Raw genomic sequence first — 22,721 nt, 5'->3', positions numbered from 1 at the left:
AGTCGCTACCCTTGCAGGAGCGGGATGAAGAGGTCAGTTAAGACGGATCGTCCCCAAAGGCTGTAATCAACGCTTGCGCCAACGGCAAGGAAGAGTAACCCAACCGAGACGGGGTCAATCCCATCCGCAAAACGATCATGTCATGAGACGGGAACACACCGATGAACTGGCCGTCATGCCCCTGTAGCCAGTATGCGTCTTCAAAGGGCGGAAAATCTCCTGGAGATTCCAGCCAAAGGTGCCCCTTGGCATAGCGCCCGTTTGAGGCAGCCACCGGTTCGACCATCCAGTCCACAAAGCCTTCCGGCAGGACCCGGGTATTGTTCCAAACACCCTTTTGCAACAAAAGCTGGCCAAACCGGGCCCAATCGCGGGCCGTGGCATACATATAACTGGACCCGATAAACGTATCGTTGGCATCCGTCTCAAGGATCGCTGAGGTCATGCCCAGCGGCTCAAACAGCGCAGTTTGCGGATAGGTCAGCCCGCCATCCGGCAACTGGTCCTGCCAAACACGGGACAAAACAGTGGTTGTTCCAGAAGAATAATTGAAATCCGTACCGGTTTCGGCTTCAGGCGCTCGATCCGCCGCAAAGCCAGCCATATCATTGCTGAGATACAGCATTCGGGTCACATCAGAGACATCGCCATATTCTTCATCCCAGTTCAATCCGCTGGTCATGGACAGCATTTCAGCCAAGGAAATGTCACGACGAGAGTCCTCGGCCCAGTCCGGAAAGCTATCTACCAGATTGTCCGTTATGCTCATCTGACCTGTTTCAACTAAAGTTCCAATCAACCCGGTCGTAACGGTTTTGGTCATGGACCACCCCAGCAAAGGGGTTTGCGCGTCAAACCCTTCAGCATAGCGTTCGGCAACAATGCGCCCGTTTCGAACCACCACGACCGCGCGGTATCCTTCACCAAGCAAGCTTTCATCAGACATGACGGTCTGAACCTTTGCATCCTGCGAAAGAGCTACATCGTTGCCTTTTGGCCAAAGGCCCGCAGGCAAAGGATCGAGCGCCATAAGCGTTTCTGCGCTTAGAGCAACGTCATGAACGTTGGTGCAACCAAGCCCGTCGCGGTACTGTGAGGTTGCGGGGGCAAAAAACCGAAAAAGCCGGGCGTGCACTGTTTGCGCCTCTTGATCGACCTCGATCGACACGTGTTTCAGCAGCGGATGTCCCGGCGCTTGAACGTCTGCGGCCAGCACCTCATCGGGATCACGTCCTACAATGAAAACGTTCGAACAGACAATTTTGGCCGAGTAATTTGTACCAACCTTCAGCAGATCGGGTGGCGCAATCAGCAGGTAACTTACCAGCCCCACGCCACCCACGATCACTAAACCGCCAATTGATTTCGCTACTTTCCCGAACATCCGACTGCACCGCCCCTATTGTCATTGTGCCCTGTGACGTTAGAGGCAACGTGGCTGAGTTTGCCACACTTCCGTTACGTAGAAGTCAGGTACTTAAAATCAGATCCAATGCGTTGCGCGTCACCCTAGGGGTGCCACTTCAGAACTGACCCAAGCGACTAAATCTCGCGGGACTTGGGGTTTCAATGACATGGCCATTCTGCCGGGTTAGGTAATCCTCAAAAACAAAGTCGCCATTACGCTCAATGCAAATCGAGTTTCACTTCAGCACGCGGCGACCAAAGAACGTCGCAAAGTGACGTGACCCGTTTGCTGGCACGTGTTAGTGGCCCCATGAAAGGGCACCTCATGACAGCAGACGTAAAGCTGCAAAACCCAACAGCAGGTATTGCATTCATTCTGATAGGAATTTTGGCGATTTCTATCAACGATATGCTGATCAAGTTCCTGTCTGGCGGTTACCCCCTGCATCAAATGGTATTCACCAGATCACTGATCGGAATCGGGTTCAGCCTGGCTTTGGTGCAGATGGAAGGCGGTTGGCGCATCTTGAAAACCGATCAACCCGGGCTTCATCTTTTGCGCGGCGTTCTCATCGTTGTTGCCAATCTGACATTCTTTACGGCATTGGCTGTCATGCCTCTGGCCGAAGCAACCGCAGTATTCTTCGTTGCGCCACTGATGATCACTTTGCTCAGCATTCCCTTGCTTGGGGAAAAAGTTGGCCCCATGCGCATCGGCGCGGTGATTGTGGGTTTCCTCGGCGTGGCAATTATGACCCGCCCATGGGAAGCTGGTGGCGCGCGCGACGTCAGTCTTTTGATGTATGCCCTGCCCGTAGTGGCAGCATTCACCTATGCCCTCAACAACGTGCTCACCCGCTTGCTTGGTGCCAAATCCAAAGCATCAGCGATGGCTGTCTATATTCAGGCGTGTTTTATCGTTGTCAGCTTGCTGTTCTGGTCTGTGGCAGGGGACGGGCGCTTTGCCGATGCATTCGAAAATGAAAGCTTGATCTTCTTGCTAAGGGCTTGGGTTTGGCCAGAAGGCACTGATCGATGGTTGTTTGTCGGGCTGGGGTTCAATTCGGCAATCATTGGGTATTGTCTGGGTCAGGCTTACCGTATGGCCGACGCCGCCACGGTGGCACCGTTCGAATATGTCGGTCTTCCTTTGGCAGTGTTTTGGGGATGGGCGATTTGGGGCGAACTGCCAAATCTGCCTGTCGCGACTGGTATCGTGCTGATCTTGGGATCTGGTTTGTTTGTCTTTTTGCGCGAGCGCCAGAAAGAGAAGAACGTGATTACTCGAAAAAGAGTGCATCGTCGTTATTAGGCATCACCACTGGCAGATACGGCGACGGTAGCCGCCCATGACGGGTTTTCTGCCTTTCTCTGACGACCCAGAAAAAAGCGTTTTCCCACAGAAATCGAGCTCACATCCGGTATGATCCCGGTGTCCGGTTTGTCCACTTTCGGAACGCTCTGTGGAAATTCGCAGGGGCCGAAAAGCCCGTGTCAAAGGCGATTTGATCGATACTGTCCGTGCTTTGCTGTAGTGCACGGATCGCGATGTCACGGCGCAGGGCATCCTTGATGTCCTGAAAGGATGTTCCTTCGACTTTCAAGCGTCTGTTCAATGTCCGAGGCGTCATTTTCAACGCTCGGGCTGCATCCGTAAGCTGGCAAGACTGCCATGTTGCTCCGTAAAGAAAAGCCCGGACGCGAAGGCTGTTTGTATGCACCCGGGAGCCCGTGAATATCCAATCCAGCGGCGCGCGCTCAAGAAACACCGACGCCTCCTCAGGGCTGCGGGTGATCGGGCGGGTGAATTGGCGAGGGTCAAAACGAATGCTGGTTTGCGGGGCGTCGAATTCGACAGGACACGGGAAGACAACCGAATAGTCCGCAGCGAATTCCGGGCGGGGAAAGGCAAAGCAAACCAATTGAACTGGCGTTTCCGACCCGCTGAGCCAGGACAACAAACCGTGCGCCAGTTTCAGAATCAACATGTGGCCAAAGCGCTGCGGCTGGGTTTCGCCCAAGTAAGGCACCAAAGCCAGTTTCACCTCATTTGGCCTGCTGCGCAGGTCAAAACAAAAGTCATCCAAAAGCAGATTCCAGAACGTCGAGAAACGATAAAGGGCCGAGGTCAGGCTGCTTGCTCCGCGCTGCACCGTCACAAGATGCTGCAGGGCGCGGGGCCGGATCGGGCGGCTCCAAAGCCCCATCATTTCGTCCCCGGTTTCAGGCGCAGCAAGCTGGTAAAGCTGCGCAATTTCATTGAGGGTAACACGATGATTTGGTGCCATTGGACCGGCCTGAAGACCAGCGCGCTCTAGCAGTGAAGTCATTTCTTCCGGGGTGCAACGGGACCTAAGTGCGTCCAGCCAATCCTGAATGAATTCTGCTGAGACGGTCGTCAGCGAGATAGGGTCATGACGGGTCACAGGAACCTCAGAGTGGCGTGATCGGATAGTATTTTGGCAAAATATGAGCTTATCGGCAAATCGGTCGACAGGTAAATGACGTAAACCCATAGTTTCCGACAGAGAGCCTGGAATGTCCTATCAGCCGCCCGTTCAGGATTTGATGTTTTGCGTCGAGCATTTGTCTCATTGGGAACAGGTGTCTTCCTTCGCAGTGTATTCAGACTATGACCTGGCCGATATTGGCGCTGTACTGGAAGGCTATGCCCGGTTCTGCAGCGAGCAGATCGCACCCTTGTCACATATCGGCGACACGCTGGGGGCCCGGTTTGACAACGGGCGCGTGACCATGCCTGAAGGCGATGCCCAGGCTTACGCTCAGTTTGTCGAAATGGGATGGCAAGCCCTGACTCACCCAGTGGAATATGGTGGCATGGGGTTGCCGAAGACCGTCGGCGCGGCCGCGGTCGAGATGCTGAATGCCGCCGATATGAGCTTTGGCCTCTGCCCTTTGCTGACCGACGGGGCCATTGAGGCATTGCTGCTGACCGGGTCTGACGAACAGAAAGCCACTTATCTTGAGCCGCTGATTGCAGGCCGTTGGTCTGGCACGATGAACCTGACTGAACCGCAAGCGGGCAGCGATCTGGGCCGGGTGGCAACAAAGGCGGTGCAGCGTGAGGATGGCAGCTATGACGTGTCGGGCACCAAGATTTTCATCACCTATGGTGCCCATAACCTGACCGAGAACATCATCCATTTGGTGTTGGCCCGCACGCCTGACGCACCTGCCGGGCCAAAAGGTTTGAGCCTGTTTATCGTACCGCAGAAACTGGTCGACGCAGATGGAACGGTCGGGACCGAAAACACAGTCAACTGCGTGAGCATTGAGCACAAGCTGGGCGTTCGCGCCAGCCCGACGGCTGTTTTGGAGTACAAACAGGCCACTGGATTCTTGATCGGCGAAGAAAATCGCGGGCTAGAATACATGTTCATCATGATGAACGCTGCGCGATTTTCCGTTGGTGTACAGGGTATTGCGACGTCAGAGCGGGCCTATCAACGTGCGCTTACCTATGCGCGTGAGCGCGTGCAAAGCCGCCCTGTCAACGGTCAGACCAAAGATGCTGTCGCCATCATCGAACACCCGGACGTGCGCCGCATGCTGATGCGGATGCGCGGCCTGACCGAAGGTGGGCGCGCAATGGCGGCGGCGACTGCGGGGTTGCTGGACATCGCACACCATCAGGACAATCCAGAGATGGCTGCTCTGGCCGAATTCATGGTTCCGCTGGTCAAAGGCTTTTGTTCAGAGCGCGCAGTCGAGGTTGCCTCGTTAGGTGTTCAGATCCACGGTGGTATGGGTTTTATCGAGGAAACCGGTGCCGCGCAGCACTATCGCGATGCCCGTATTCTACCGATTTACGAAGGCACCACCGCCATTCAAGCCAACGACCTTTTAGGGCGCAAGGTGATGCGCGACGGTGGCGAAACCGCCCGTCTCTTTGCTGCCCGGATTGCTGAAACCGAAGCACAACTGGCGAGAGGTGACGCAAATGCTCAAGCGATAGGTGCAAGCCTTGCGCAAGCACGCGAAGCGTTTGAATCGGCGCTGAACTGGTTGTTGGAAAACAGCCGCAAGGACATCGACGCAGCATTTGCCGGCTCTGTCCCCTTTCTTATGCTTGCAGGAACCCTGGCGGCAGGTTGGAAACTGGCAAAGGGCGCTTTGGCTGCGCAATCATCACTGGACGCCGAGCAGGACGCTCAATTCATGGCTCAGAAAATCGCGACTGCGCTTTTCTTTGCACAACACATTCTGCCCGAATGCACCACAGAACACAGCCGTATCCTGCTGGGCGCGCGCAGCCTGCTTGACGCGCATTTCCCCGAATAACTCCTCCAAAGGACCCGACCCATGAATCACGTCGTGAACCCCGACACATATGAGAACCTGGCGATTTCAGAGCGCGAGAACGGCTTGTATATCGTTACATTGAACCGTCCTTCAAAGCGCAACGCGCTGGATGTGGCCACTATCGAAGAGCTGATCCGCTTTTTCAGTGGTGCCCGTATGGCCGGTGTCAAAGCTGTGGTGCTTGCTGGTGAAGGTGACCACTTCTGCGCGGGTCTTGATCTGGTCGAGCATTGGAAGGCCGACCGCAGCCCGGATGACTTCATGCATGTTTGCCTGCGCTGGCATGAAGCGTTCAACAAGATGGAGTATGGCGGTGTGCCGATCATCGCTGCACTAAAAGGTGCGGTCGTGGGCGGAGGGCTGGAACTTGCCAGTGCGGCGCATATCCGGGTCATTGACCCCGGCACCTATTTCGCCTTGCCTGAAGGCCAACGTGGGATTTTCACCGGTGGTGGCGCGACAATCCGAGTGTCCGACATGATCGGCAAGTATCGCATGATCGACATGATCCTGACGGGTCGCGTTTACCAGGGGCAAGAGGCCGTCGATCTGGGGCTGGCGCAATACATCACCGAAGACGGCGGCAGCATGGCCAAGGCGATGGAGCTGGCAGAACAAATCGCGCAGAACCTGCCGCTGACCAATTTTGCAATCTGCTCGGCGATCAGCCACTTGAACAACATGTCAGGCATGGACGCAGCCTATGCCGAGGCTGTGGTAGGCGGAGTGGTCAACACCCAACCCGCCGCTCGGGCGCGCCTTGAAGCCTTTGCAAATAAAACTGCCGCCCGTGTGCGGCCAAACAGCTAAGTCAGGCGGAATCGGGATGCGCCATCATTTCGAGGCTCTTCAGAAGACGCGGGCGAACCATGTCCCCTTGTCACCATTGTCCTTCCTGAACCGCGCCGAAAGCTTACACGGTGCGCGAACAGCAGTGATTTATGGCGATATCCATAGAACATGGGCCGAAACTGCAAACCGCATTCGCGCAGTTGCCGGTGGGCTGGTCGAACTTGGCGTGCAGAAAGGCGACACTGTTTCGGTGCTCAGCCCGAACATCCCAGAGCTCTTTGAGTTGCACTTTGCCCTGCCTTTGACCGGCGCAGTGCTCAACACGCTGAACACGCGTCTGGAACCGGAAACCATCGCCTACATCCTGGATCACGCGGACACCAAGCTGGTGATCGTGGACCGGGAGCTTGTGCCGCTTCTGTCCAAAGCTTTCGACCTGCTCGGTCGAACTCTGCCGGTGGTCGAAATCGCTGATCCTGCTGTTACAGGAGAGAGCCTTGGTGGTCAGACCTATGAAGCGCTGACCAAAGCCGCGCCCCTGTCGATCGAATTACCGGAAGATGAGTGGGATGCCATTGCGTTGAACTACACGTCCGGCACATCCGGGCGCCCAAAAGGCGTGGTTTATCACCATCGCGGCGCTTATCTGATGGCTCTTGGCACCGGGACGGCATGGCAGATGCCCCCCTATCCCGTCTATCTGTCGGTGGTGCCGATGTTCCACTGCAATGGCTGGGGACACCCTTGGTTGATGGCTATGCTTGGGGCAAAAGTTGTGTTCACGCGCGCTCCAGCCGCTGACCGCATTCTGGGCGCGATCCGCACCCATGGCGTAACGCATTTCGGTGCCGCGCCTATCGTGCTGCAGATGCTGGCCGAAGCCGAAAGTGGCGCGACCCCATTTGATCCTGCAATCCGTGTGTTGACCGCGGGTGCACCACCACCACCTTCAGTGCTGGAAAAGACCAGTGCAATGGGGTTTGACGTCATGCAGGTTTATGGGCTGACAGAGACCTACGGCCACATCTCTCAGTGTCTTTGGCAGGACGACTGGGATGAACTCAGCCCGGCTGAACAAGCGGAATTGCAGGCACAGCAAGGTATTGCCTTTCCAATGGTCGAACAGGTCACAGTGATCGACCGCGAAACCGGAGAACCGGTTGCGCGTGACGGTTCGACCCAAGGCGAGATCGCCATTCGCGGCAACACGGTGATGGCAGGCTATTACAAGGACCCAGCGGCCACCACGACAGCTTTCGAAGACGGTTGGTTCTGGTCCGGCGACGGCGCGGTCATTCACCAAAACGGCTATATTCAAATACGCGACCGCCTGAAGGACGTGATCATTTCGGGCGGCGAGAATATCTCGTCCGTCGAGGTCGAAGCCGTATTGTACCGTCATGAAGCAGTTCAGGCCGCAGCGGTTGTGGCGATGCCCCACGAGAAGTGGGGAGAAGTCCCCTGCGCTTTTGTCGAACTGCGCGAAGGTTCCGAAACAACGTCTGACGAGATCATCGCCTTCTGCCGTGACCATCTGGCGGGGTTCAAAGCGCCCAAAGCCGTTGTCTTCGAGTCCCTTCCCAAAACTTCCACAGGCAAAATCCAGAAGTTCCAACTTCGGGACCGCGCCAAAGCAATGGACCTTTGAAATGCGTCTGCTGTCCCAATCCCGCCGCCTGCGCCAAACACCTTTTTCCGAAGGGGTCGAGGATAAAGGCGTTACTGCCTACACCGTCTATAACCGGATGCTGCTGCCCACAATGTTCGAGAGCGTCGAGGCCGATTACCGGCACCTCAAATCTCATGTGCAGGTCTGGGATGTGTCTTGTGAGCGGCAGATCGAGCTGAATGGGCCGGATGCAGGTCGTCTGATGCGGCGGTTGACCCCCCGCAACCTGGAAAAAATGCAGGAAGATCAATGTTACTACGTTCCAATTGTCGATGAAAACGGCGGCATGCTGAACGATCCGGTGGCGATCAAACACAGCGCGGATCGCTGGTGGATCTCAATCGCCGACAGCGACCTGTTGCTGTGGGTCAAGGGCCTTGCAGTCGGCGCGGACATGGATGTGCGGGTTTTTGAGCCAGACGTTTCACCGCTGGCCGTTCAAGGGCCAAAGTCGGATGATCTGATGGCCCACGTCTTTGGAGACGAAGTGCGCGACATTCGCTTTTTCCGTTACAAACGGATGGTTTTTCAGGACACGTCTTTTTTGGTCGCACGCTCTGGTTACTCGAAACAGGGTGGGTTTGAGATCTATGTCGAAAACGGTGCCTACGGGATGCCGCTGTGGAATGCGCTGTTCGAAGCCGGAATGGATCTGAACGTTCGTCCGGGATGTCCAAACCTGATCGAACGGATCGAAGGCGGGCTGTTGAGCTATGGTAACGATATGACCATGGAAAACTCCCCGCTGGAGTGTGGTTTGGGCAAATTCTGCAAACCGGGCGAAGACAGTGACCACATAGGCAAGCAAGCACTTGCGCGCGAGGCCGCATCCGGTCTGGCCCGACAGATCCGCGCAATTTCAATTCCCGGTGATCCCGTATCACCTGCCCGCTCAGCTTGGCCACTGCTCAAGGATGGAAAACGGGTTGGTCAGGTCACGTCCGCTGCCTGGTCACCGGATTTTAAAACCAATGTCGCTATTGGCATGGTCGATGCCGGACACTGGGATGCTGGTTCTGTTCTGACGGTCCTAACCCCAACCGGTGACCGACAGGCCACGGTCAAGGAAACGTTCTGGATATAACCCAGGCCAAGGCAACGCCCGCGTCCGGTGTTTTGGTTAAGCGACGCCGCTGTCATCAGGCACGCATTCCCCAGCGCTTCGACGCATTTGGGTTCTGCCGGGGAACGATTGAGACGGTGTTGCGTTAAGTCGCGAACCAATAACTTGGCAGTTGAGGGTTGTGCGAAACCAACGCTGACGACCCAAACAACCTCAGGCTTCAAAGAACACTCTTGCAATCGCGTGCGCTGGCATAGTCACCTAGGCCATAGGAGGTCGGAGGAAGCCTATGGCGCGTTGGAAGTTTGCGATTTGTGTTTGGAGCGCGCTGGTACTTGCCGCTTGTGCTCCTAAAACCCGCACTTACGAAAAGACGGTATCAGCTGCATTGCCCGCCTATTCGGGCACGGCTCTGAGTCAGTTGACCAATCGCCTGGGGGATCCCAAAGACGGCCGGTCAGGTGTCAAGCTGATCAGTGATGGCGAAGAAGCGCTTGCCTCACGGCTGTTGATGGCCGCCGCCGCCGAAAGAACGTTAGACGCTCAGTACTACCTTCTGCATGACGACCCGACAGGACATCTTTTTGCAGCCAGTCTGTTGCAGGCCGCAGATCGGGGGGTTCGTGTCCGGCTGTTGTTGGATGACATGGATACGTCCAGCTACGACGCGATGACCGCCGCATTGGACCATCACAAAAACATTGAGATCAGGCTGTTCAATCCGTTCTGGCGGGACCAAAGCCTGCTGGTCGCTGGACTGACGGACTTCAAGCGCATCAATCGCAGAATGCACAACAAATCCATGACAGCTGACAACGTGTTTACGATTGTGGGTGGAAGGAATATCGGTGCCGAGTATTTTCTTGCGCGGAAAGAAATGAACTACGCCGATCTGGACGTGTTGGCCGCTGGACCTGTTGTGCGTGAAGTTTCACAGAGCTTCGACGCATATTGGAACAGCGAATTCGCAGTCCCCGCCCGCGTGGTTGTGGGAGAGCCCGAAGATTTTGACCTGAGCGATGCGCGAAGCAGGTTGAATGAACTGGTCGAGGAAGCAAAGCAAACACAGTATGGCGTGGCCCTTAGAAAGTCAGCACAAGAGAACTTCGCAGATGGGGCCTTTTCACTGGATTGGCTGCCCGCGAAGCTTTATGCCGATCCGCCTTCAAAAGCGGCCGGACTTGAAGCTTCAGACCCCATTCTTGCATCGCAATTGCTTCCGTATTTTGAGAATGCCAGCAGTGAGGTGAATATCGTTTCTGCCTATTTCGTACCACGCAACAACGGTGTGAAATGGCTGACCGAACTTGAACGTCGTGGTGTCGAGGTAAAGGTGGTAACCAATTCGCTGGCCTCCAACGACGTTGCACCCGTTTACGCGCATTATGCCAAAAAACGCCGAGCGCTTTTGCGCGGAGGAGTGGAACTCTACGAGTTGCGACCCGACGCCTATCAAGTCCAGCGTCGTGGCATAAACTGGGCTCAGTCCAGATCCGGCTTACACTCCAAGGCATTCGCCGTTGATGACCGGTACTTGTTCGTGGGATCGTTCAATTGGGATCCGAGGTCAGTCAAAATCAACACAGAGATGGGAATTCTGATAGACTCGCCCGCATTGACCACACAAACCATGGGTGCGTTGGACGACGCGCTACCCGCATACACTTACAGTGTAACCCTTGAGCAAGCTGGTCAGCTTAAATGGACGACACGAAGCAATGATGGCGAAGTTCTTGAATATCAATCCGAGCCGACGGGATCAGCCTGGGACCACATAGTTGCCGGTTTTTTGAGTATTTTGCCAATCGGGTCTCAGCTTTAGGTTTATTGAGAAATAGTTCGACGACGTGTCGTGGGTAAGAGGGTTTTGGTGTCCTGCTCGCCCAATTGGGACGATGTATCTGCGGAAAGATCACCGTTTCGAACCTTACGCATCGCCACCGATTCCGGCGTGTTCTGCGAATGGCGTGGTGGGCTAGGGCGCTAGCAACTTTAAAGCGGACCTCTGACAGCAAGCTGTGCAACTTCAACTTTACGGACTGAAGCTTCCTCTTTAGACGACAACATTGATGGTCGCTTCAGTTCCAGTCGCGCCCAGAGAAAATTCCATAGACACTGCAGCGGCCTCTGCCCTGGACATGCGGTTGAATAACCCATCGCGGGAATTGTTCGGATGACCTTTAATGTAAAACTGCGTCGTCAACAGCTCGCGACTTCCGTCAAACACCTTTACATGAATATGTGGTGTACGTCCTGGGTAAATCGTGGGTTTTATCGTACGAAACACATAGTTCCCGCCGTTGTCGGTTACGTCATGGCCAAAGCCCTGGAAAGCCTGATCAAAATTGACACTGCGACGGTCGCGCGGATGCATATAGTTGCCATCCATGTCGCATTGCCAGATTTCGATGCGATGTCTGGCAAGGGGTTGTCCATTGGTCCGCATAAGCTTCCCACGCAGTGTAAAGACTTCGCCGCCGGCGTCTTCGACACGTCCTCTGATCTTAACGAGGTCATTGTCTGTATCGGGCGTCCGCATGGCTGGCGTTGGATAATACGGCCCTTCTGCGGCGCTTGGTGTTAGCACAGCCGCAGCGGCCCTTGCACCTATCGAACCGACACCCATTAATCCTACTATGCCGCCTAAAAGTTTACGGCGGGACTTGGTATTTTGTTTCATAGCATGTCCTTTCCCGCGGGGGATAGCGCCCTTAATCCATCAAAACTACCCACCTTGCAGCGCACGTCACGTTGAGGTCTACCTTCGCAACCAAAGACGCCGCTATGCATATGGATCTAGAAACGCAACTTTTGGGTGGGCATTCAATTGTCTCTTGATTGAATCAATGTCACCCAAAACCCAGAGACTCCCGATTTTTTGTTCCCGTATTGTGAAGAACGCCGCCCCGGACCATTCGATCCGTTGCTGCGTTCCGTCTACCCCGAAGAATACACCATGGTGCGTGCCGACGAAGGATATTCGCGCAGCGGCTTTTTCTTCGGCATCGACGATTTCAACGATATTGCATTGAAAATCCGGAAGAGCCTCTCGAACTTCTTCCGTGTAACGAATGAACTCATCCGGACCCGAGCGTTTCGGCCCAAGGCTCCCACGAAAATCGAACTCCGGGTGTATGATTTCTCGGGCGCAGTCGGTGTCCGCCGCGTTCCATACTTCGTGGTAAAGTCGCTTAATTTGATCAGATAGCGTCATGAAGTTGTCTCGGCATTGATGATAGGCTCAACATATCACGGCGCGAGTTTGGGTGTTAAGGGTTCGGAGTGATCACTCGTAGCCTATGACATAAGCGGTAGAGGTGTTCCCAGACATTTAGGCCTGTGCCTTCGGAGATGCGTAACGCTGTGCTATGATTTCTGTGATCTAGCGACAGATGTACACTTATGATGCGACCTGAAACGCGCGATCGCATTTTGACGCTCGGTATTGCCATTGTTCTGACTGCTGCGAAGCCGAACGCTGCCCATGCTTCTTACGGAGAGTGTGGCGTGCCAGATGCGCCTTGCAAACTGGAAAGCGGTGAGTACTACGTGGCCATGCCAGAGGTTCTAGATGATCCGCCCGCTGTTATTTGGCTGCACGGTTATGGACGGTCTGGTAAGGCGATGATCCAGAATGCCGCCTATGTCGACCCTTTCATCCGGCGCGGCTACGCTGTGATTATGCCGAGCGGGCAGCCCAGTATTAATGTCAAAGACCTCGATTGGGGCGTAGCTGACGGGTATGACCTGGAGCGCGATGATGTCGCCTTCATCAACGCCGTGCGCGCCGACGCGGTGGAGCGCTTTGGTATTGACCCGTCGCGAATACTGATCGCAGGCTTCTCCCGCGGCGGCTCGATGGCCTGGGACATTGCATGCCAAGCGCCAGAGATGGCAAGAGGCTTTGCCGCTGCGGCTGGGGCGTTCTGGGAGCCTATGACCACTGAGTGCGATGCGCCAGTTCACCTGTTTCACGTACATGGCTTCAAAGACAGAATGGTGCCGTTCGAAGGCCGAGAGCTGACATGGGAGGGTGTCGATTTTCACCAGGGTAACGTCATGAAGGGCTTGGATGTCTGGCGCCGCGAAAACGCCTGCTTGGGAAGCGCGGAAAACAGCTTTGGCGACGATGGCTCGATGCAGAAGGATTGGATGGACTGCGCTGCCGGCTCCATCCGGTTTAAAGTCACCAAAGGTGGGCACGGAGTTCCAGAGGGCTGGCGAGACGCGGTGCTCGACTGGTTCGAAGCGCTTCCTTAGACGCTCATCCATAATCAAAAGTTCACTCCGGCCGAAAAATTTCATCCCTAGTCAGAGGTAAACAGTTCTAAGGCAATTTTGAGAGACCAGTTGTCCAAGATAACGTCGAGCGCCTTACCTGAACCGATCTTATTACCCTTGCTAGTACCGCATACTCATTGTCGAGCATCCGAAGTTGACGGCACCAAGGTAGGTTGTCTGCCATCGAAGCTGAAGCTTCGATTTCCCGCTCTTCCTTGTAGGAAGACGCAACTACGAATGAACAGCCGTTTTGGGTTTTAGCCATCACCGCAAACGCTGCCCGGCTCTGCTAACTCCTCAAGTCGTGCTGCGACATTGACACCGTCACCGTAAAGATCATCGCCGTCGATCATCACGTCGCCAAGATTTATGCCGATCCTCAGTTCAAGTCGCTTTTCGGGCGGCAGGTCCTCGTTTCGCTTCGCCAGCTTCGCTTAGATATCAGTCGCGAAATTCACTGAATCAATGACCGAAGCAAACTCAACGAGCGTTCCGTCACCCATTAGCTTAACGATGCGACCATGATGTTTCTCGACCTGCGGATCGAACAGCTCCGAACGAAGTGCTTTTAGAGCGTTCAAGACGCCAATCTCGTCTGCGCCCATCAAGCGTGAGTATCCGCATGAGAAGGGTCTTGGTAGCAGTTTGAGAACACTTGCTGTGGATCAAATCCAGGATAGGTTTCTTGAAGTTCCCGGACAGTTTTTTCTGCTTCTGACCTGTTTCCCAACTTGGCATAGGCAGCAGCGACAAAGACCAGAGTTGGCGCGCTTACCGCCTCCGCCTCCGAACCAGATGGTGCGTATGCGCCTGAGTGATTCCTGAGCGCCATCGACAGTCTACGAGCCCATCGTTGTAACTGGTCAAATCAGGATCGAGCCGACGCAGAAGGAAATGCTGGTTGTTGATGGTCCCGTCCTCATGAAGGCTGCGTTTACTTTAGAGGTCGATGACGTTCAGACTTTTGGACCAACCCAAACTTCCAAAGGGGCTACTACCAATAGGGCAAGCGTACTGATGGGAAGAATAAAAGCGACTGACGGGGCTATCAAAGACGAATAGTGACACGGCCCAGTTGCCTTAGCTATGGTTCAGAACCGGCGTTCGACTTGATAGGTTGGACATCTGCTTTTGAGAGACTGAACGGCGAAAGCGGCGATAGGGGAGCGCATGAGGGTTTGGCTATTTAGAATAATTGGGCTTGTCGCATTACTCGCATTCGCAGCAGTCGCTTTTGTTTGGTTGTTGCTTGCGTCTCCGATGTTCTCGGACATGCGCCGCAACCTTGTTGAAAGAGTTCTTTCGGAACAAATTGGTCGTCCCCTTTTGGTGAACGATGATGTAAGCGTCGCGCCTGGCCGCATTAGTCACATATATGTCGGTGGGGTGGTCATCCCGAGCCTGACAATGCCGGAGTCACCTCTTGTAGAATTGAACCTGTTGGAATTGGAGTTGGATATTGTCGCCTTGACCAACGGGCGTCTGCATTTTGACAATCTCGCCGTAGAAGGGCTCCAAGCAAATCTTCTGACAGCAGAAGACGGCACAACAAGCTGGCGAAAAGACGGGCCAACACCCGAGCCAGCTTCCGAGGAAACAGTATCGGCGGATGATCAAAAAGACGTCGCGAGCGCTGATAGTATCGATGAGATCGACACCGAAAGCAGTGGAATCCTGAACTTTCTGAGCGACAAGAACGTCAGCTTTAAGTCGATCGGGCTAAACATCGACGACAAGGTCTCAGGCTTCTCGTTTGTGTTTGACCTAAAGTCACTCGCTCTTGAACAAGCGGATCATGGAAAAAGAACGAAGGTCTCTGGTTCCGGCTCCGTCAACGGTCAGGGTTTCCAAATCGAAGGCGATTACCCCCATGACGCGCCATTTACGACGCGGGCCAGTTTCGGAGAAATGACCGTAAGCTACGATGGTGAGCCTTTCTCGGAAGACGAAGGTGGCGGTTATCGCGCAATCTTGGAGATGGACACCGGGGAATTCGGTGATTTTCTAGATGTCATCGGGCTGGAACGCGTTTTAGAAGGCAATGGTCAGTTACAGGCTGAACTCGTGTCTCAGGACGTTCTGAAAATCGAAGCGTTTACAACCACCGTAAGCCTGGAGGATGGGCAGAAACTCGAAGCTGAAGGTTCAATAGATGACCTCTACACTGCCCAGGGCGTCGATCTGCTTTTCAACGCGCGGCTTCATCCGGAAGGACAGCCGCCGCCAGCAGCAAAAAGTATACAGGAACTGAAGTTCACGGGCTTTGAAATGCATATGGTTGGATCTTTGGTTTCCTTCGAATTCGAGAAGTTGCTGTTCCAAACCAATGCATTTGACCAGGGGTTGGACGTAATCGGCCCAGCATCCATCGAAAGTATTCGCCGCATGCCAGACGGACGGCTCGCCATGCTGGGCATTGCGCTGCAAGCCGGGCCAATTGAAGAGCCTGTCCTGAAAGCCGAAGGTGAAATCCTTGATCTGCTTCAGCTTCAGGACGTAACATTCGATGGTGTGCTGAACGGGCCCGCTAAGTTGATTTTGCCCAACCTCGATGACGACTATGTTGACCAATTCGGCGGCATCATGGCCGATTTCAACATATCCAATGCGGGCGGGCCGGTTTCACTCAACAGGTTTAACGCGGCTACTTACGACACTGATCTCTGGGCGCTTGATCTTGCGCTATCTGTCAACGAGCTAAAAGGGCTAGCCGGTCTCGATTTCGACGTGAAACTGGATGTCGACGAAGGTGCCCAGTTTCTGACCGCGCTCAAGCTGCAACCTGTCGAAATCGGAGCACTCGCTATCGATGCTGAAACCTCCAGGCAGGGTGAAGACTTTGATGCCGCAATCAAGTTCGAAGCCGGGTCTTCTGATCTTCTTGCTGCTTTGGATGCGCGGTTTCCCGAAGGTTCGCCCGTCGTCCGTGGCAACATTAACAGCGAGAGGCTCGATCTCAACGACCTGAAGAACCTGACTGCCGTGCTGGACCAACTGAAAAGCTTGGTAGGCGAGGCATCAAAAGAACCTGAAACCGAAGTTCAGCCTTTGGTTTTGCCGAAAGAGACAGACGTCCAGCCCTTGGTGTTGCCAAAGGAAAAAGGGAAGCCTGCCGATCTTCTGGATGTGCAGCGCGTGCTGCGAGAAGCTGACGTCGAGGTACAAATCGATTTCAAAGAGATTGTAGGCCAGCAAGGCGTAACTTCTGTTTCAAGCCAACTGTCTGCAAAAGACGGAACCGTGGATTTCGGCCCTCTCCAGATGGCTTATGGCGGCGGAAACTTCAGCCTGCGTGCGGTCATGGACCTGATTGACTCACCTGATTGGCTTTCATTGTCGGGATCAACTTCGGGATGGGAATTCGGTGAGATCCTTGATGAGTTGGGAATTGGTATTGATGCCTATGGACGTTTGAGCGGTAAGTTCAACGTTTCTGGCAGTACCGCCTCGGGCAAGGCCTTCATCAACTCCATGCGCGGTAATGCGTCTTTGTCGATGTCGCAGGGTTACATCAGTACCAGCCTATTGGAACTGGCGGGGCTGGGCATTTTCCCTTGGCTGTTTTCAGAAGAGTTCAGACAGGGCTACACCGACATCACTTGCGTGGTTGCTCCGGTTGAAATTCAGGCCGGGCGAGTCAGTTCAAACTCCATCGTCATTGAAACGGGGTCAGTTCAATTGGTGGCCAGAGGACAAGTGGACTGGCTGAACGATAGCATAGCGCTCAGAGCGGAGCCTCGGCGCGTTGGCAAACCCCTGTCCCGAAGCGCTTGGCCCTTTGATGTGACGGGCCAGCTTTCGTCGCCAAAGTTCAAGCTGGATGTGGGCGGGTCCAGAAACAAGGCCCCGGAAGGCGCTGATGCTATGCCTGCCGACAGGCAACCCTGTGTGCCGGACATCAATCAATTGCAGTAGTCGGACGCCACCTAGTTCTTCAGTGGTTCCGGCTGTTCGGCCTGACACGCCAGAACGGCTTCAATGGCTTTTGCAGACCCGCTTAGATCGAGTTCAACCTCAGCCCCGCTTTCGCCAATGATCGTAACACTCTGGCGTTTTCCAAACTCGGTTACAAACGCCGGGTTGTCGAAAAAGGCGTAGCCGCCGGGCACGCCATTCTTGAAGACTCCAACCGCCTCGCCTTCGAATCTTGCATCACCAAAATCGAACTGTACGATCCCGGTCGCCCCGTCCTCGATCTGCACCCAGGCCGGATTATAGGCTGCAAAAAAGCCGCCAGCCTGATTGGGTGCCGCGCCGATTTCAACAGTCATTTCATTTTCAAAAGGTTTCCAAGCAAGACAGCCATTTCCCTTTTCGGGATCAATCAGGATTGTCCAGTCCCCGGATTCACCCCACCGTTCCATCCCAGCGGCATGAAGAACGGTTGCACAACACAAAGCCAATGTTGTCAGCACATTCTTGTTCATTTTCGACTCCGGATTAGTTTTGAAGGATTACCCATCCTAACGATCAAGCAAAATCAATCAAACGATGCAGAAGAAGCTTCATCGGTACCCAAGTTGTCGGGGCGCAACCGTGAAATCCGCTTCCTGCTCATAGCCGCATAAGCTGCTATTGGAAGGAATGCCCGGTTTGAGCAGTCTGCTGCACTTTGCAAAGTCTGCTATCTGCGCGTCGCAGACCTTCGCGAGAATCCAAGGTTCCTTAGGGTGGCCCTTTGCGGGACAGAGCAACGCAAAGCGCCATAACCGCAACGACTAAGCCATATACTAATTGAATTCATCGCTAAGGCAGACAATCGCGCAGCGCAAAACTATGGGCGAACTACGCAAACTTATGGGGTGCGCGAAGTCTTATGCGCAAACCTACAACTCGATGTAGGTGCGCTCCTAGCGCAGCATTCCCAACATTGATTTCATTGAAGAAAATGTTGAAAGCTTGCGCATAACTTTGCACGATTTGCCCATAAGTTTGCGTCCCACAAGGAACCCATCGAACAAACCAGCTCCTATGGCTTATCTGCAATTCTCAAATGCAACTTATTCCCAATCGCCAGCAGACGAGCGCCACGCCTTAGCGTCCGCATCCCAAACACTGGCGGTGACACAAGGCGTCGGGTTTATTCCGTCGCAATTGGATCCATGAATATCTGCCACAACAACGCGTTGACGCCCAAAATCAACGACCGTCCAGCCTTGGTTAAGCAAGGAGTGCACCTCTTCGCTTACCCAAAAGTGCGACATGCAACCGCCAGTTCCGCAAAAAAGAGATGCGGCGCTGGAACACGCGAAACCAGATTCATTCAGAACCCAGTCGCGTTGTAGATCTCCGTCGAGATCTACCCTCTCAACCGCACCCCAATCTAAGTCAAACTGGCCGTCGTTGAACTCCGCGCAGGCCTGTGCCGCCAGATCAACCTTCGCCTGCAAACCGGGCGGAAGTTGCGATACATCAGCCGCGACAGCTGGTGAGGTCCAGACAAGGCCCGAAGCAAGCATAACCCCGGCGAGCAAACATTTCATCTGACGCGCTATTTGGGAAGCTGGTTGGAAGGAGGTATCAATTGCACTGATCATACCTGTAGTCCCCATATTCCAGCCAGTTTGCCGAGCCTTCGCTAAAAATCAGAAACTCGGACCTGTCCTCCCCAAGCAGGGCGACGACAAATCCGGCGGGCGGCTCATAGTTTCCGAAGTAACTGTAGGCCGTCATGGCTCTGATCGGCTCGCCATTGACCGTTACTCGCGCGTCCCACTCCCCCTCTGGATTGTCCAGAATTACATATTCGATTTGGCGTTTTATCGCTCCGCCACCACAATAGACAATGCCTTCGGGTGCTTTGTAGGAGGCCCCTTGGTTAGCACCTGAATCGCAGGCGGAACGAAGGGACCGAATTGCCGCGCTGGAACCCTTCAAGTCAAAGATTCCGTAGCTGACATCTTGATCAATCATCGACAGATTAACCGATGCATTGGCCGCAAGCTGGTCCAGTACAAAACCATAGTCCTCTTGACTATTGAAACTGACCTCGACGGGATAGTTGTCGACGATCTGCACGGCAGCGTTTTCTGAGCCAACCTGAAATGCCCCAACTTCGGTGGTGCCGTTCTTTAAAAATCGAATGGAGAGCCCCTGCTTTTCCACAATGTCCTGGCTGTCCTCATATCCAGCCGGAGCGAAGCGGATACGGTTACACTGAAGTTCCAGGGTCATGTTTCCGGTCTGAATAAACGCATTGGGATTAGGCCCGGAGTTGAACGACCACTCCGCTGATGCTGTGGTCGCTCCTGCCATCAGTAGCATTCCAATGGAAATCGATTTGAAACTCATTTTCTCTCTCCATGGTGTTGTGGTTCGTACTGTCATTCAGCCAGAGTTTCCGGCCCGTTACTCGGGCAACCAGGTTAGGAAACAGGTGCGCCGTATTCGTTTGCGCCTTCTTGGGAAGGTCGCGTCAGCCACCAGATCATCAGGATGGACAGAACCAATTGAAGAATTGAGACAACAACAATGCCGGTCACGCCCAGGACGGCCGCAGGTCCTCGCAATGCATCGGGGTTTTCGGTCCCTTGCTCCAATACCGAGAAGAACGCCACCCCACCCAGCATAACAAAAAGAGTTACAATGCTGAGCGCCATCGGCAGTAGCAAGTACCAGCCAGGTCGTCCTGTATCGTGCAGCCTCCGCCAACCGGCGGCCAGCATAGGTATGAGAACGGCCAGTTGGAAAACAGAGGACAAAACCCGTGATCCCTGCCCCGTTTCAGGGTTGGTCCCGAATAGGATCGTATCCAGCACCGCTAAAGCCGCACTCACGAGAACCACAAACAAGAAGAACCACCAGTATTCTGAGCGTATAGCCCGACCGGAAAACTGGAAGTATTTCGAGAAACACGTTTTAACTGCTTCCACAAACCCCATTTTCAACCCTTTCTAAGTTTCTGTGTGGCCTCAGAACGCCTCGCTACCTAAAAGAACAAACTTGCCCTTCCGGGTTTTCCCACCTTCCTTTTGTGTTTGAACGCCAAAAAACTATCCTATGAAAAGGTAGCGAAGTTTACGCGCGGAAAAAATATTGATTTATTAAAAATTAGATTCAAACATGCGAATTCGACGCAACTTTCATTTTACCTCCGTTGTTGTCGTTGCTGCTCGCTTTGCCGAGCCCTTCCGGTCGCTGGAGTGAGTGCTGGCAGCCGGAAGGCACTTTACACGGATCAGTCTTTGGGAGAGCGCGATGCTTAGACTTAACGTACTCGCCCTCTTTCCAGAGTTTGCTCTAGCTTTTGCCAGTGATTTCATTCGGCCATCCCACGTTGTTGGAGGTCTTGGCAGTCAACGTAATAGTGATCTGCCCGCCAAGCCTCCCTTGGCAAGTTTTGGGAAAGGTCGTCACAGGAACGTTGTGTGTTCTGTCGGTGCCCAAACGCGAGAGCCTCAAACAAGCGTATCCAATTTCGTTAATTTCAACAGACTCAGAGGGAGAAGAAAATGACCAACAAGATGGTGATGATTGCGGGCGCAACTTGTTTCACACTGCTAGCGGCCTGTGACGACACGGGTACATCCAGTGCGTCCGCCGAGCTCACGCCGGCTCAGCAGGCGTGTTTGCGAGATGTAGCAAGCACAACAAACAATTCACAAGTCGTGGTTCTCTCATCCGCGTTTAGCGAGGCGGGAACACAAGTCACTGTCGGTGTTGGTGAGGATCGTGCTCCTTGGAATTGCATTGCTTACACTGATGGCGCGACAGCTGGTATCGAGTTTCTGGGCGACGAAGGCGCACTGTGAGTAGTCTGTCGCGTAGCCGAAATCGGCTGCGCAGCACCGGCTTGCTCTTCAGAAAACTCGACTTGGCCTGTCGTATACGCCTTTCAGAGCGCAGCGTGGGCATCCGTCTCGGATCACCGGATGCCCCAAAAACCGATTAGGATTTGCGAAAAAAGCGAAACCTCTACGAGAAGGAGTCCCCCATGAGTGCTAGACTAGTCCTTCTGCTTGCTGCCGTCGGCCTCGTGCCAATTGCGTTATCATATGGCCTGATGCCCGGCAGTTCGATCCCAGTTTTGCTAGGATTTCCGGTGGAAGGGACGAACCAAACCCACGTGTTCCGAGCAATTATGGGTCTTTACCTGGCAAACGCGTTGTTTTGGTTGGCGGCCGCTTCGAAACCAGAATTACAACGTCCCGCGCTGTGGGTTCTTTTTTTATTTATGTCGGGACTGGCCGTTGGACGCATACTAAGCATTCTTATCGATGGAGTTCCGAACGGGCTACTTCTGTTTTACCTAGCGGCCGAGATAGCTTTTGCGGCTCTGGCCGCGGTTTCCCTGAAAAAAAGTACGATAAAAACGGAAGTGGTAAAATGGTGAGGTTAGGCTTTGTTTTCTCGATGATTGCAACTATAACAGTTTCGACATCCGCTCTGGCACAATCGTCATCTGTCCAGACCGCGGTGGACGACAACCTCTTAGAGCTAGAGACTGCCGTTGACGAAGCGGGAGCTACTCCAATCGCATCGATAGATCATTCGCGTCTGGCCAAAGCCGAAGGCGTAGAAATGCCAGCGTCTCGTGTACTCATTTTCTCTGATCCGGAGATAAACACACCTGTACTGGAAGAGAACGTACGAGCAGGTCTGGACCTTCCGTTTCGCGTTCTTTCATTCGATCAGGATGGTCGCCCGCAGATCGTCTACACAGACTCTCAGTTTATCAAAGTTCGGCATGATCTGAATAACACCCAGGCGTTGAATTCGTTTCAGAGCAAGTTGCTCGAAGTTCTTAAGGACTCAGATGCAGCACCAGCGCCGACCAACGGATTGAATACTAACTATGGCATCATCGAACTGCGATCTCAGCTCAGCGTAACAGAGGCAGTGAAACGTCTCAGGGCGACCGTGATGGAGCAGAACGATACGGTCTGGTTTGGGGAGATTGATTTTGCGACCGAAGCGTCCCTACTAGGGGTGGAGCTGCCGGATACGGTTCTCTTGCTGTTCGGAGGCCCCGCGCCCGGTGGCGTAGCAATGGCGGGGTTTCCGGCAATTGGTTTGGATGCCTTTTGTCAAAAACTATTGGTTTACGCGCATGAAGAAGGTGGCTCGGTAGTCATTTTCAATGACATCGCTGCTTTGGCGGAGTTGCACTACGGTTCTTCAGCCGAACCCCATCACGGTTTGAACAAACGGCTGACCGCAACATTTCGCACGGCAATTGAGTAGCCG

The 22,721-nt window shown here is 54.1% G+C and carries 21 protein-coding genes; 11 read left to right on the top strand and 10 right to left on the bottom strand.

Annotated features, from left to right (window positions below; all coding sequences use genetic code 11):
* Positions 1-37: 37 nt before the first annotated feature.
* Positions 38-1,384 carry a serine hydrolase gene (locus GS646_RS00665; protein WP_171187910.1) on the bottom strand — a complete coding sequence of 449 codons (1,347 nt, stop codon included), beginning with the start codon at positions 1,382-1,384 and terminating at the stop codon, positions 38-40.
* Between the two features lie 348 nt (positions 1,385-1,732).
* Here GS646_RS00665 and GS646_RS00660 point away from each other — a divergent pair, with 348 nt between their 5' ends.
* A complete protein-coding gene (locus GS646_RS00660) occupies positions 1,733-2,719 on the top strand; it encodes a DMT family transporter (protein ID WP_171096706.1) in 987 nt (328 codons plus the stop codon).
* A gap of 100 nt (positions 2,720-2,819) precedes the next feature.
* Here the strand turns inward: GS646_RS00660 and GS646_RS00655 are convergent, their stop codons facing one another.
* On the bottom strand, positions 2,820-3,833 hold the full coding sequence (locus GS646_RS00655) for an AraC family transcriptional regulator ligand-binding domain-containing protein (protein WP_371732003.1): 1,014 nt from the start codon (positions 3,831-3,833) through the stop codon (positions 2,820-2,822).
* A gap of 112 nt (positions 3,834-3,945) precedes the next feature.
* Between GS646_RS00655 and GS646_RS00650 the strand changes: the two genes are divergently transcribed.
* The 5 genes from GS646_RS00650 to GS646_RS00630 all read left to right on the top strand — a co-directional run bounded on the left by GS646_RS00650 (position 3,946) and on the right by GS646_RS00630 (position 11,076).
* Positions 3,946-5,709, top strand: a complete 1,764-nt coding sequence (locus GS646_RS00650) for an acyl-CoA dehydrogenase (RefSeq protein ID WP_171187914.1) — start codon at positions 3,946-3,948, stop codon at positions 5,707-5,709.
* Between the two features lie 21 nt (positions 5,710-5,730).
* Positions 5,731-6,540 (top strand): methylthioacryloyl-CoA hydratase, encoded by an 810-nt coding sequence (gene dmdD / locus GS646_RS00645; RefSeq protein ID WP_171187916.1) that lies wholly within the window; start codon positions 5,731-5,733, stop codon positions 6,538-6,540.
* 16 nt (positions 6,541-6,556) lie between these two features.
* Positions 6,557-8,170: an AMP-binding protein gene (locus GS646_RS00640; protein ID WP_171187918.1), complete on the top strand. Its 1,614-nt coding sequence runs from the start codon at positions 6,557-6,559 to the stop codon at positions 8,168-8,170.
* Position 8,171: 1 nt separating this feature from the next.
* The gene (locus tag GS646_RS00635; protein WP_171187920.1) at positions 8,172-9,275 is read left to right on the top strand and encodes a dimethylsulfoniopropionate demethylase; all 1,104 of its coding nucleotides are present in this window, start codon (positions 8,172-8,174) and stop codon (positions 9,273-9,275) included.
* Positions 9,276-9,543: 268 nt separating this feature from the next.
* Entirely contained in the window at positions 9,544-11,076 is a 1,533-nt protein-coding gene (locus tag GS646_RS00630) for a phospholipase D family protein (protein WP_171648788.1), read from the top strand.
* A gap of 231 nt (positions 11,077-11,307) precedes the next feature.
* On the opposite strand, the gene GS646_RS00625 is transcribed toward GS646_RS00630, so the two are convergent.
* Positions 11,308-11,934 (bottom strand): protocatechuate 3,4-dioxygenase, encoded by a 627-nt coding sequence (locus GS646_RS00625; protein ID WP_171187924.1) that lies wholly within the window; start codon positions 11,932-11,934, stop codon positions 11,308-11,310.
* Between the two features lie 102 nt (positions 11,935-12,036).
* Entirely contained in the window at positions 12,037-12,468 is a 432-nt protein-coding gene (locus tag GS646_RS00620; protein WP_171187926.1) for an ester cyclase, read from the bottom strand.
* Positions 12,469-12,656: 188 nt separating this feature from the next.
* Here GS646_RS00620 and GS646_RS00615 point away from each other — a divergent pair, with 188 nt between their 5' ends.
* Positions 12,657-13,514, top strand: coding sequence for a PHB depolymerase family esterase (locus GS646_RS00615; protein WP_171648786.1), 858 nt, complete (start codon positions 12,657-12,659; stop codon positions 13,512-13,514).
* A gap of 278 nt (positions 13,515-13,792) precedes the next feature.
* Here GS646_RS00615 and GS646_RS23165 read toward each other — a convergent pair whose 3' ends face one another.
* Complete coding sequence (locus GS646_RS23165) at positions 13,793-13,942, bottom strand: adenylate/guanylate cyclase domain-containing protein (RefSeq protein WP_371732104.1); 150 nt, start codon at positions 13,940-13,942, stop codon at positions 13,793-13,795.
* A gap of 27 nt (positions 13,943-13,969) precedes the next feature.
* Complete coding sequence (locus GS646_RS22825; protein WP_216601682.1) at positions 13,970-14,143, bottom strand: hypothetical protein; 174 nt, start codon at positions 14,141-14,143, stop codon at positions 13,970-13,972.
* A gap of 799 nt (positions 14,144-14,942) precedes the next feature.
* On the opposite strand from GS646_RS22825, the gene GS646_RS00605 reads away from it, so the two are divergent.
* Positions 14,943-17,450 (top strand): AsmA family protein, encoded by a 2,508-nt coding sequence (locus GS646_RS00605; protein ID WP_253758758.1) that lies wholly within the window; start codon positions 14,943-14,945, stop codon positions 17,448-17,450.
* A gap of 11 nt (positions 17,451-17,461) precedes the next feature.
* Here the strand turns inward: GS646_RS00605 and GS646_RS00600 are convergent, their stop codons facing one another.
* The 4 genes from GS646_RS00600 to GS646_RS00585 all read right to left on the bottom strand — a co-directional run bounded on the left by GS646_RS00600 (position 17,462) and on the right by GS646_RS00585 (position 20,416).
* Positions 17,462-17,962, bottom strand: a complete 501-nt coding sequence (locus tag GS646_RS00600) for a hypothetical protein (RefSeq protein WP_171187932.1) — start codon at positions 17,960-17,962, stop codon at positions 17,462-17,464.
* A 573-nt stretch (positions 17,963-18,535) separates the two neighbouring features.
* The gene (locus tag GS646_RS00595; protein ID WP_253746788.1) at positions 18,536-19,018 is read right to left on the bottom strand and encodes a hypothetical protein; all 483 of its coding nucleotides are present in this window, start codon (positions 19,016-19,018) and stop codon (positions 18,536-18,538) included.
* A gap of 37 nt (positions 19,019-19,055) precedes the next feature.
* A complete protein-coding gene (locus GS646_RS00590; protein WP_253746781.1) occupies positions 19,056-19,790 on the bottom strand; it encodes a hypothetical protein in 735 nt (244 codons plus the stop codon).
* Positions 19,791-19,900: 110 nt separating this feature from the next.
* Complete coding sequence (locus GS646_RS00585) at positions 19,901-20,416, bottom strand: DUF805 domain-containing protein (protein ID WP_171648754.1); 516 nt, start codon at positions 20,414-20,416, stop codon at positions 19,901-19,903.
* 570 nt (positions 20,417-20,986) lie between these two features.
* Between GS646_RS00585 and GS646_RS00580 the strand changes: the two genes are divergently transcribed.
* From GS646_RS00580 to GS646_RS00570, 3 genes are all read left to right on the top strand, one after another.
* Positions 20,987-21,286: a hypothetical protein gene (locus tag GS646_RS00580; RefSeq protein WP_171187940.1), complete on the top strand. Its 300-nt coding sequence runs from the start codon at positions 20,987-20,989 to the stop codon at positions 21,284-21,286.
* 182 nt (positions 21,287-21,468) lie between these two features.
* Positions 21,469-21,867 (top strand): DUF4345 domain-containing protein, encoded by a 399-nt coding sequence (locus GS646_RS00575; protein ID WP_171187942.1) that lies wholly within the window; start codon positions 21,469-21,471, stop codon positions 21,865-21,867.
* Entirely contained in the window at positions 21,861-22,718 is an 858-nt protein-coding gene (locus GS646_RS00570; protein WP_171648780.1) for a DUF302 domain-containing protein, read from the top strand. The genes GS646_RS00575 and GS646_RS00570 overlap by 7 nt, the downstream gene beginning before the upstream one ends.
* Positions 22,719-22,721: the final 3 nt, after the last annotated feature.

This window comes from Ruegeria sp. HKCCD4315, assembly GCF_013112245.1.
Classification (GTDB): domain Bacteria; phylum Pseudomonadota; class Alphaproteobacteria; order Rhodobacterales; family Rhodobacteraceae; genus Ruegeria.
This window is presented reverse-complemented; position numbering and strand designations above follow the sequence as displayed.

Bases quoted from the DNA above. Each gene is read 5' to 3' on its own strand.
- GS646_RS00665 (WP_171187910.1), bottom strand. From the start codon at position 1,384: ATGTTCGGGAAAGTAGCGAAATCAATTGGCGGTTTAGTGATCGTGGGT.
- GS646_RS00660 (WP_171096706.1), top strand. From the start codon at position 1,733: ATGACAGCAGACGTAAAGCTGCAAAACCCAACAGCAGGTATTGCATTC.
- GS646_RS00650 (WP_171187914.1), top strand. From the start codon at position 3,946: ATGTCCTATCAGCCGCCCGTTCAGGATTTGATGTTTTGCGTCGAGCAT.
- dmdD (WP_171187916.1), top strand. From the start codon at position 5,731: ATGAATCACGTCGTGAACCCCGACACATATGAGAACCTGGCGATTTCA.
- GS646_RS00640 (WP_171187918.1), top strand. From the start codon at position 6,557: ATGCGCCATCATTTCGAGGCTCTTCAGAAGACGCGGGCGAACCATGTC.
- GS646_RS00635 (WP_171187920.1), top strand. From the start codon at position 8,172: ATGCGTCTGCTGTCCCAATCCCGCCGCCTGCGCCAAACACCTTTTTCC.
- GS646_RS00630 (WP_171648788.1), top strand. From the start codon at position 9,544: ATGGCGCGTTGGAAGTTTGCGATTTGTGTTTGGAGCGCGCTGGTACTT.
- GS646_RS00625 (WP_171187924.1), bottom strand. From the start codon at position 11,934: ATGAAACAAAATACCAAGTCCCGCCGTAAACTTTTAGGCGGCATAGTA.
- GS646_RS00620 (WP_171187926.1), bottom strand. From the start codon at position 12,468: ATGACGCTATCTGATCAAATTAAGCGACTTTACCACGAAGTATGGAAC.
- GS646_RS00615 (WP_171648786.1), top strand. From the start codon at position 12,657: ATGATGCGACCTGAAACGCGCGATCGCATTTTGACGCTCGGTATTGCC.
- GS646_RS00605 (WP_253758758.1), top strand. From the start codon at position 14,943: ATGCCGGAGTCACCTCTTGTAGAATTGAACCTGTTGGAATTGGAGTTG.
- GS646_RS00600 (WP_171187932.1), bottom strand. From the start codon at position 17,962: ATGAACAAGAATGTGCTGACAACATTGGCTTTGTGTTGTGCAACCGTT.
- GS646_RS00595 (WP_253746788.1), bottom strand. From the start codon at position 19,018: ATGAAATGTTTGCTCGCCGGGGTTATGCTTGCTTCGGGCCTTGTCTGG.
- GS646_RS00590 (WP_253746781.1), bottom strand. From the start codon at position 19,790: ATGGCAGGAGCGACCACAGCATCAGCGGAGTGGTCGTTCAACTCCGGG.
- GS646_RS00585 (WP_171648754.1), bottom strand. From the start codon at position 20,416: ATGGGGTTTGTGGAAGCAGTTAAAACGTGTTTCTCGAAATACTTCCAG.
- GS646_RS00580 (WP_171187940.1), top strand. From the start codon at position 20,987: ATGACCAACAAGATGGTGATGATTGCGGGCGCAACTTGTTTCACACTG.
- GS646_RS00575 (WP_171187942.1), top strand. From the start codon at position 21,469: ATGAGTGCTAGACTAGTCCTTCTGCTTGCTGCCGTCGGCCTCGTGCCA.
- GS646_RS00570 (WP_171648780.1), top strand. From the start codon at position 21,861: ATGGTGAGGTTAGGCTTTGTTTTCTCGATGATTGCAACTATAACAGTT.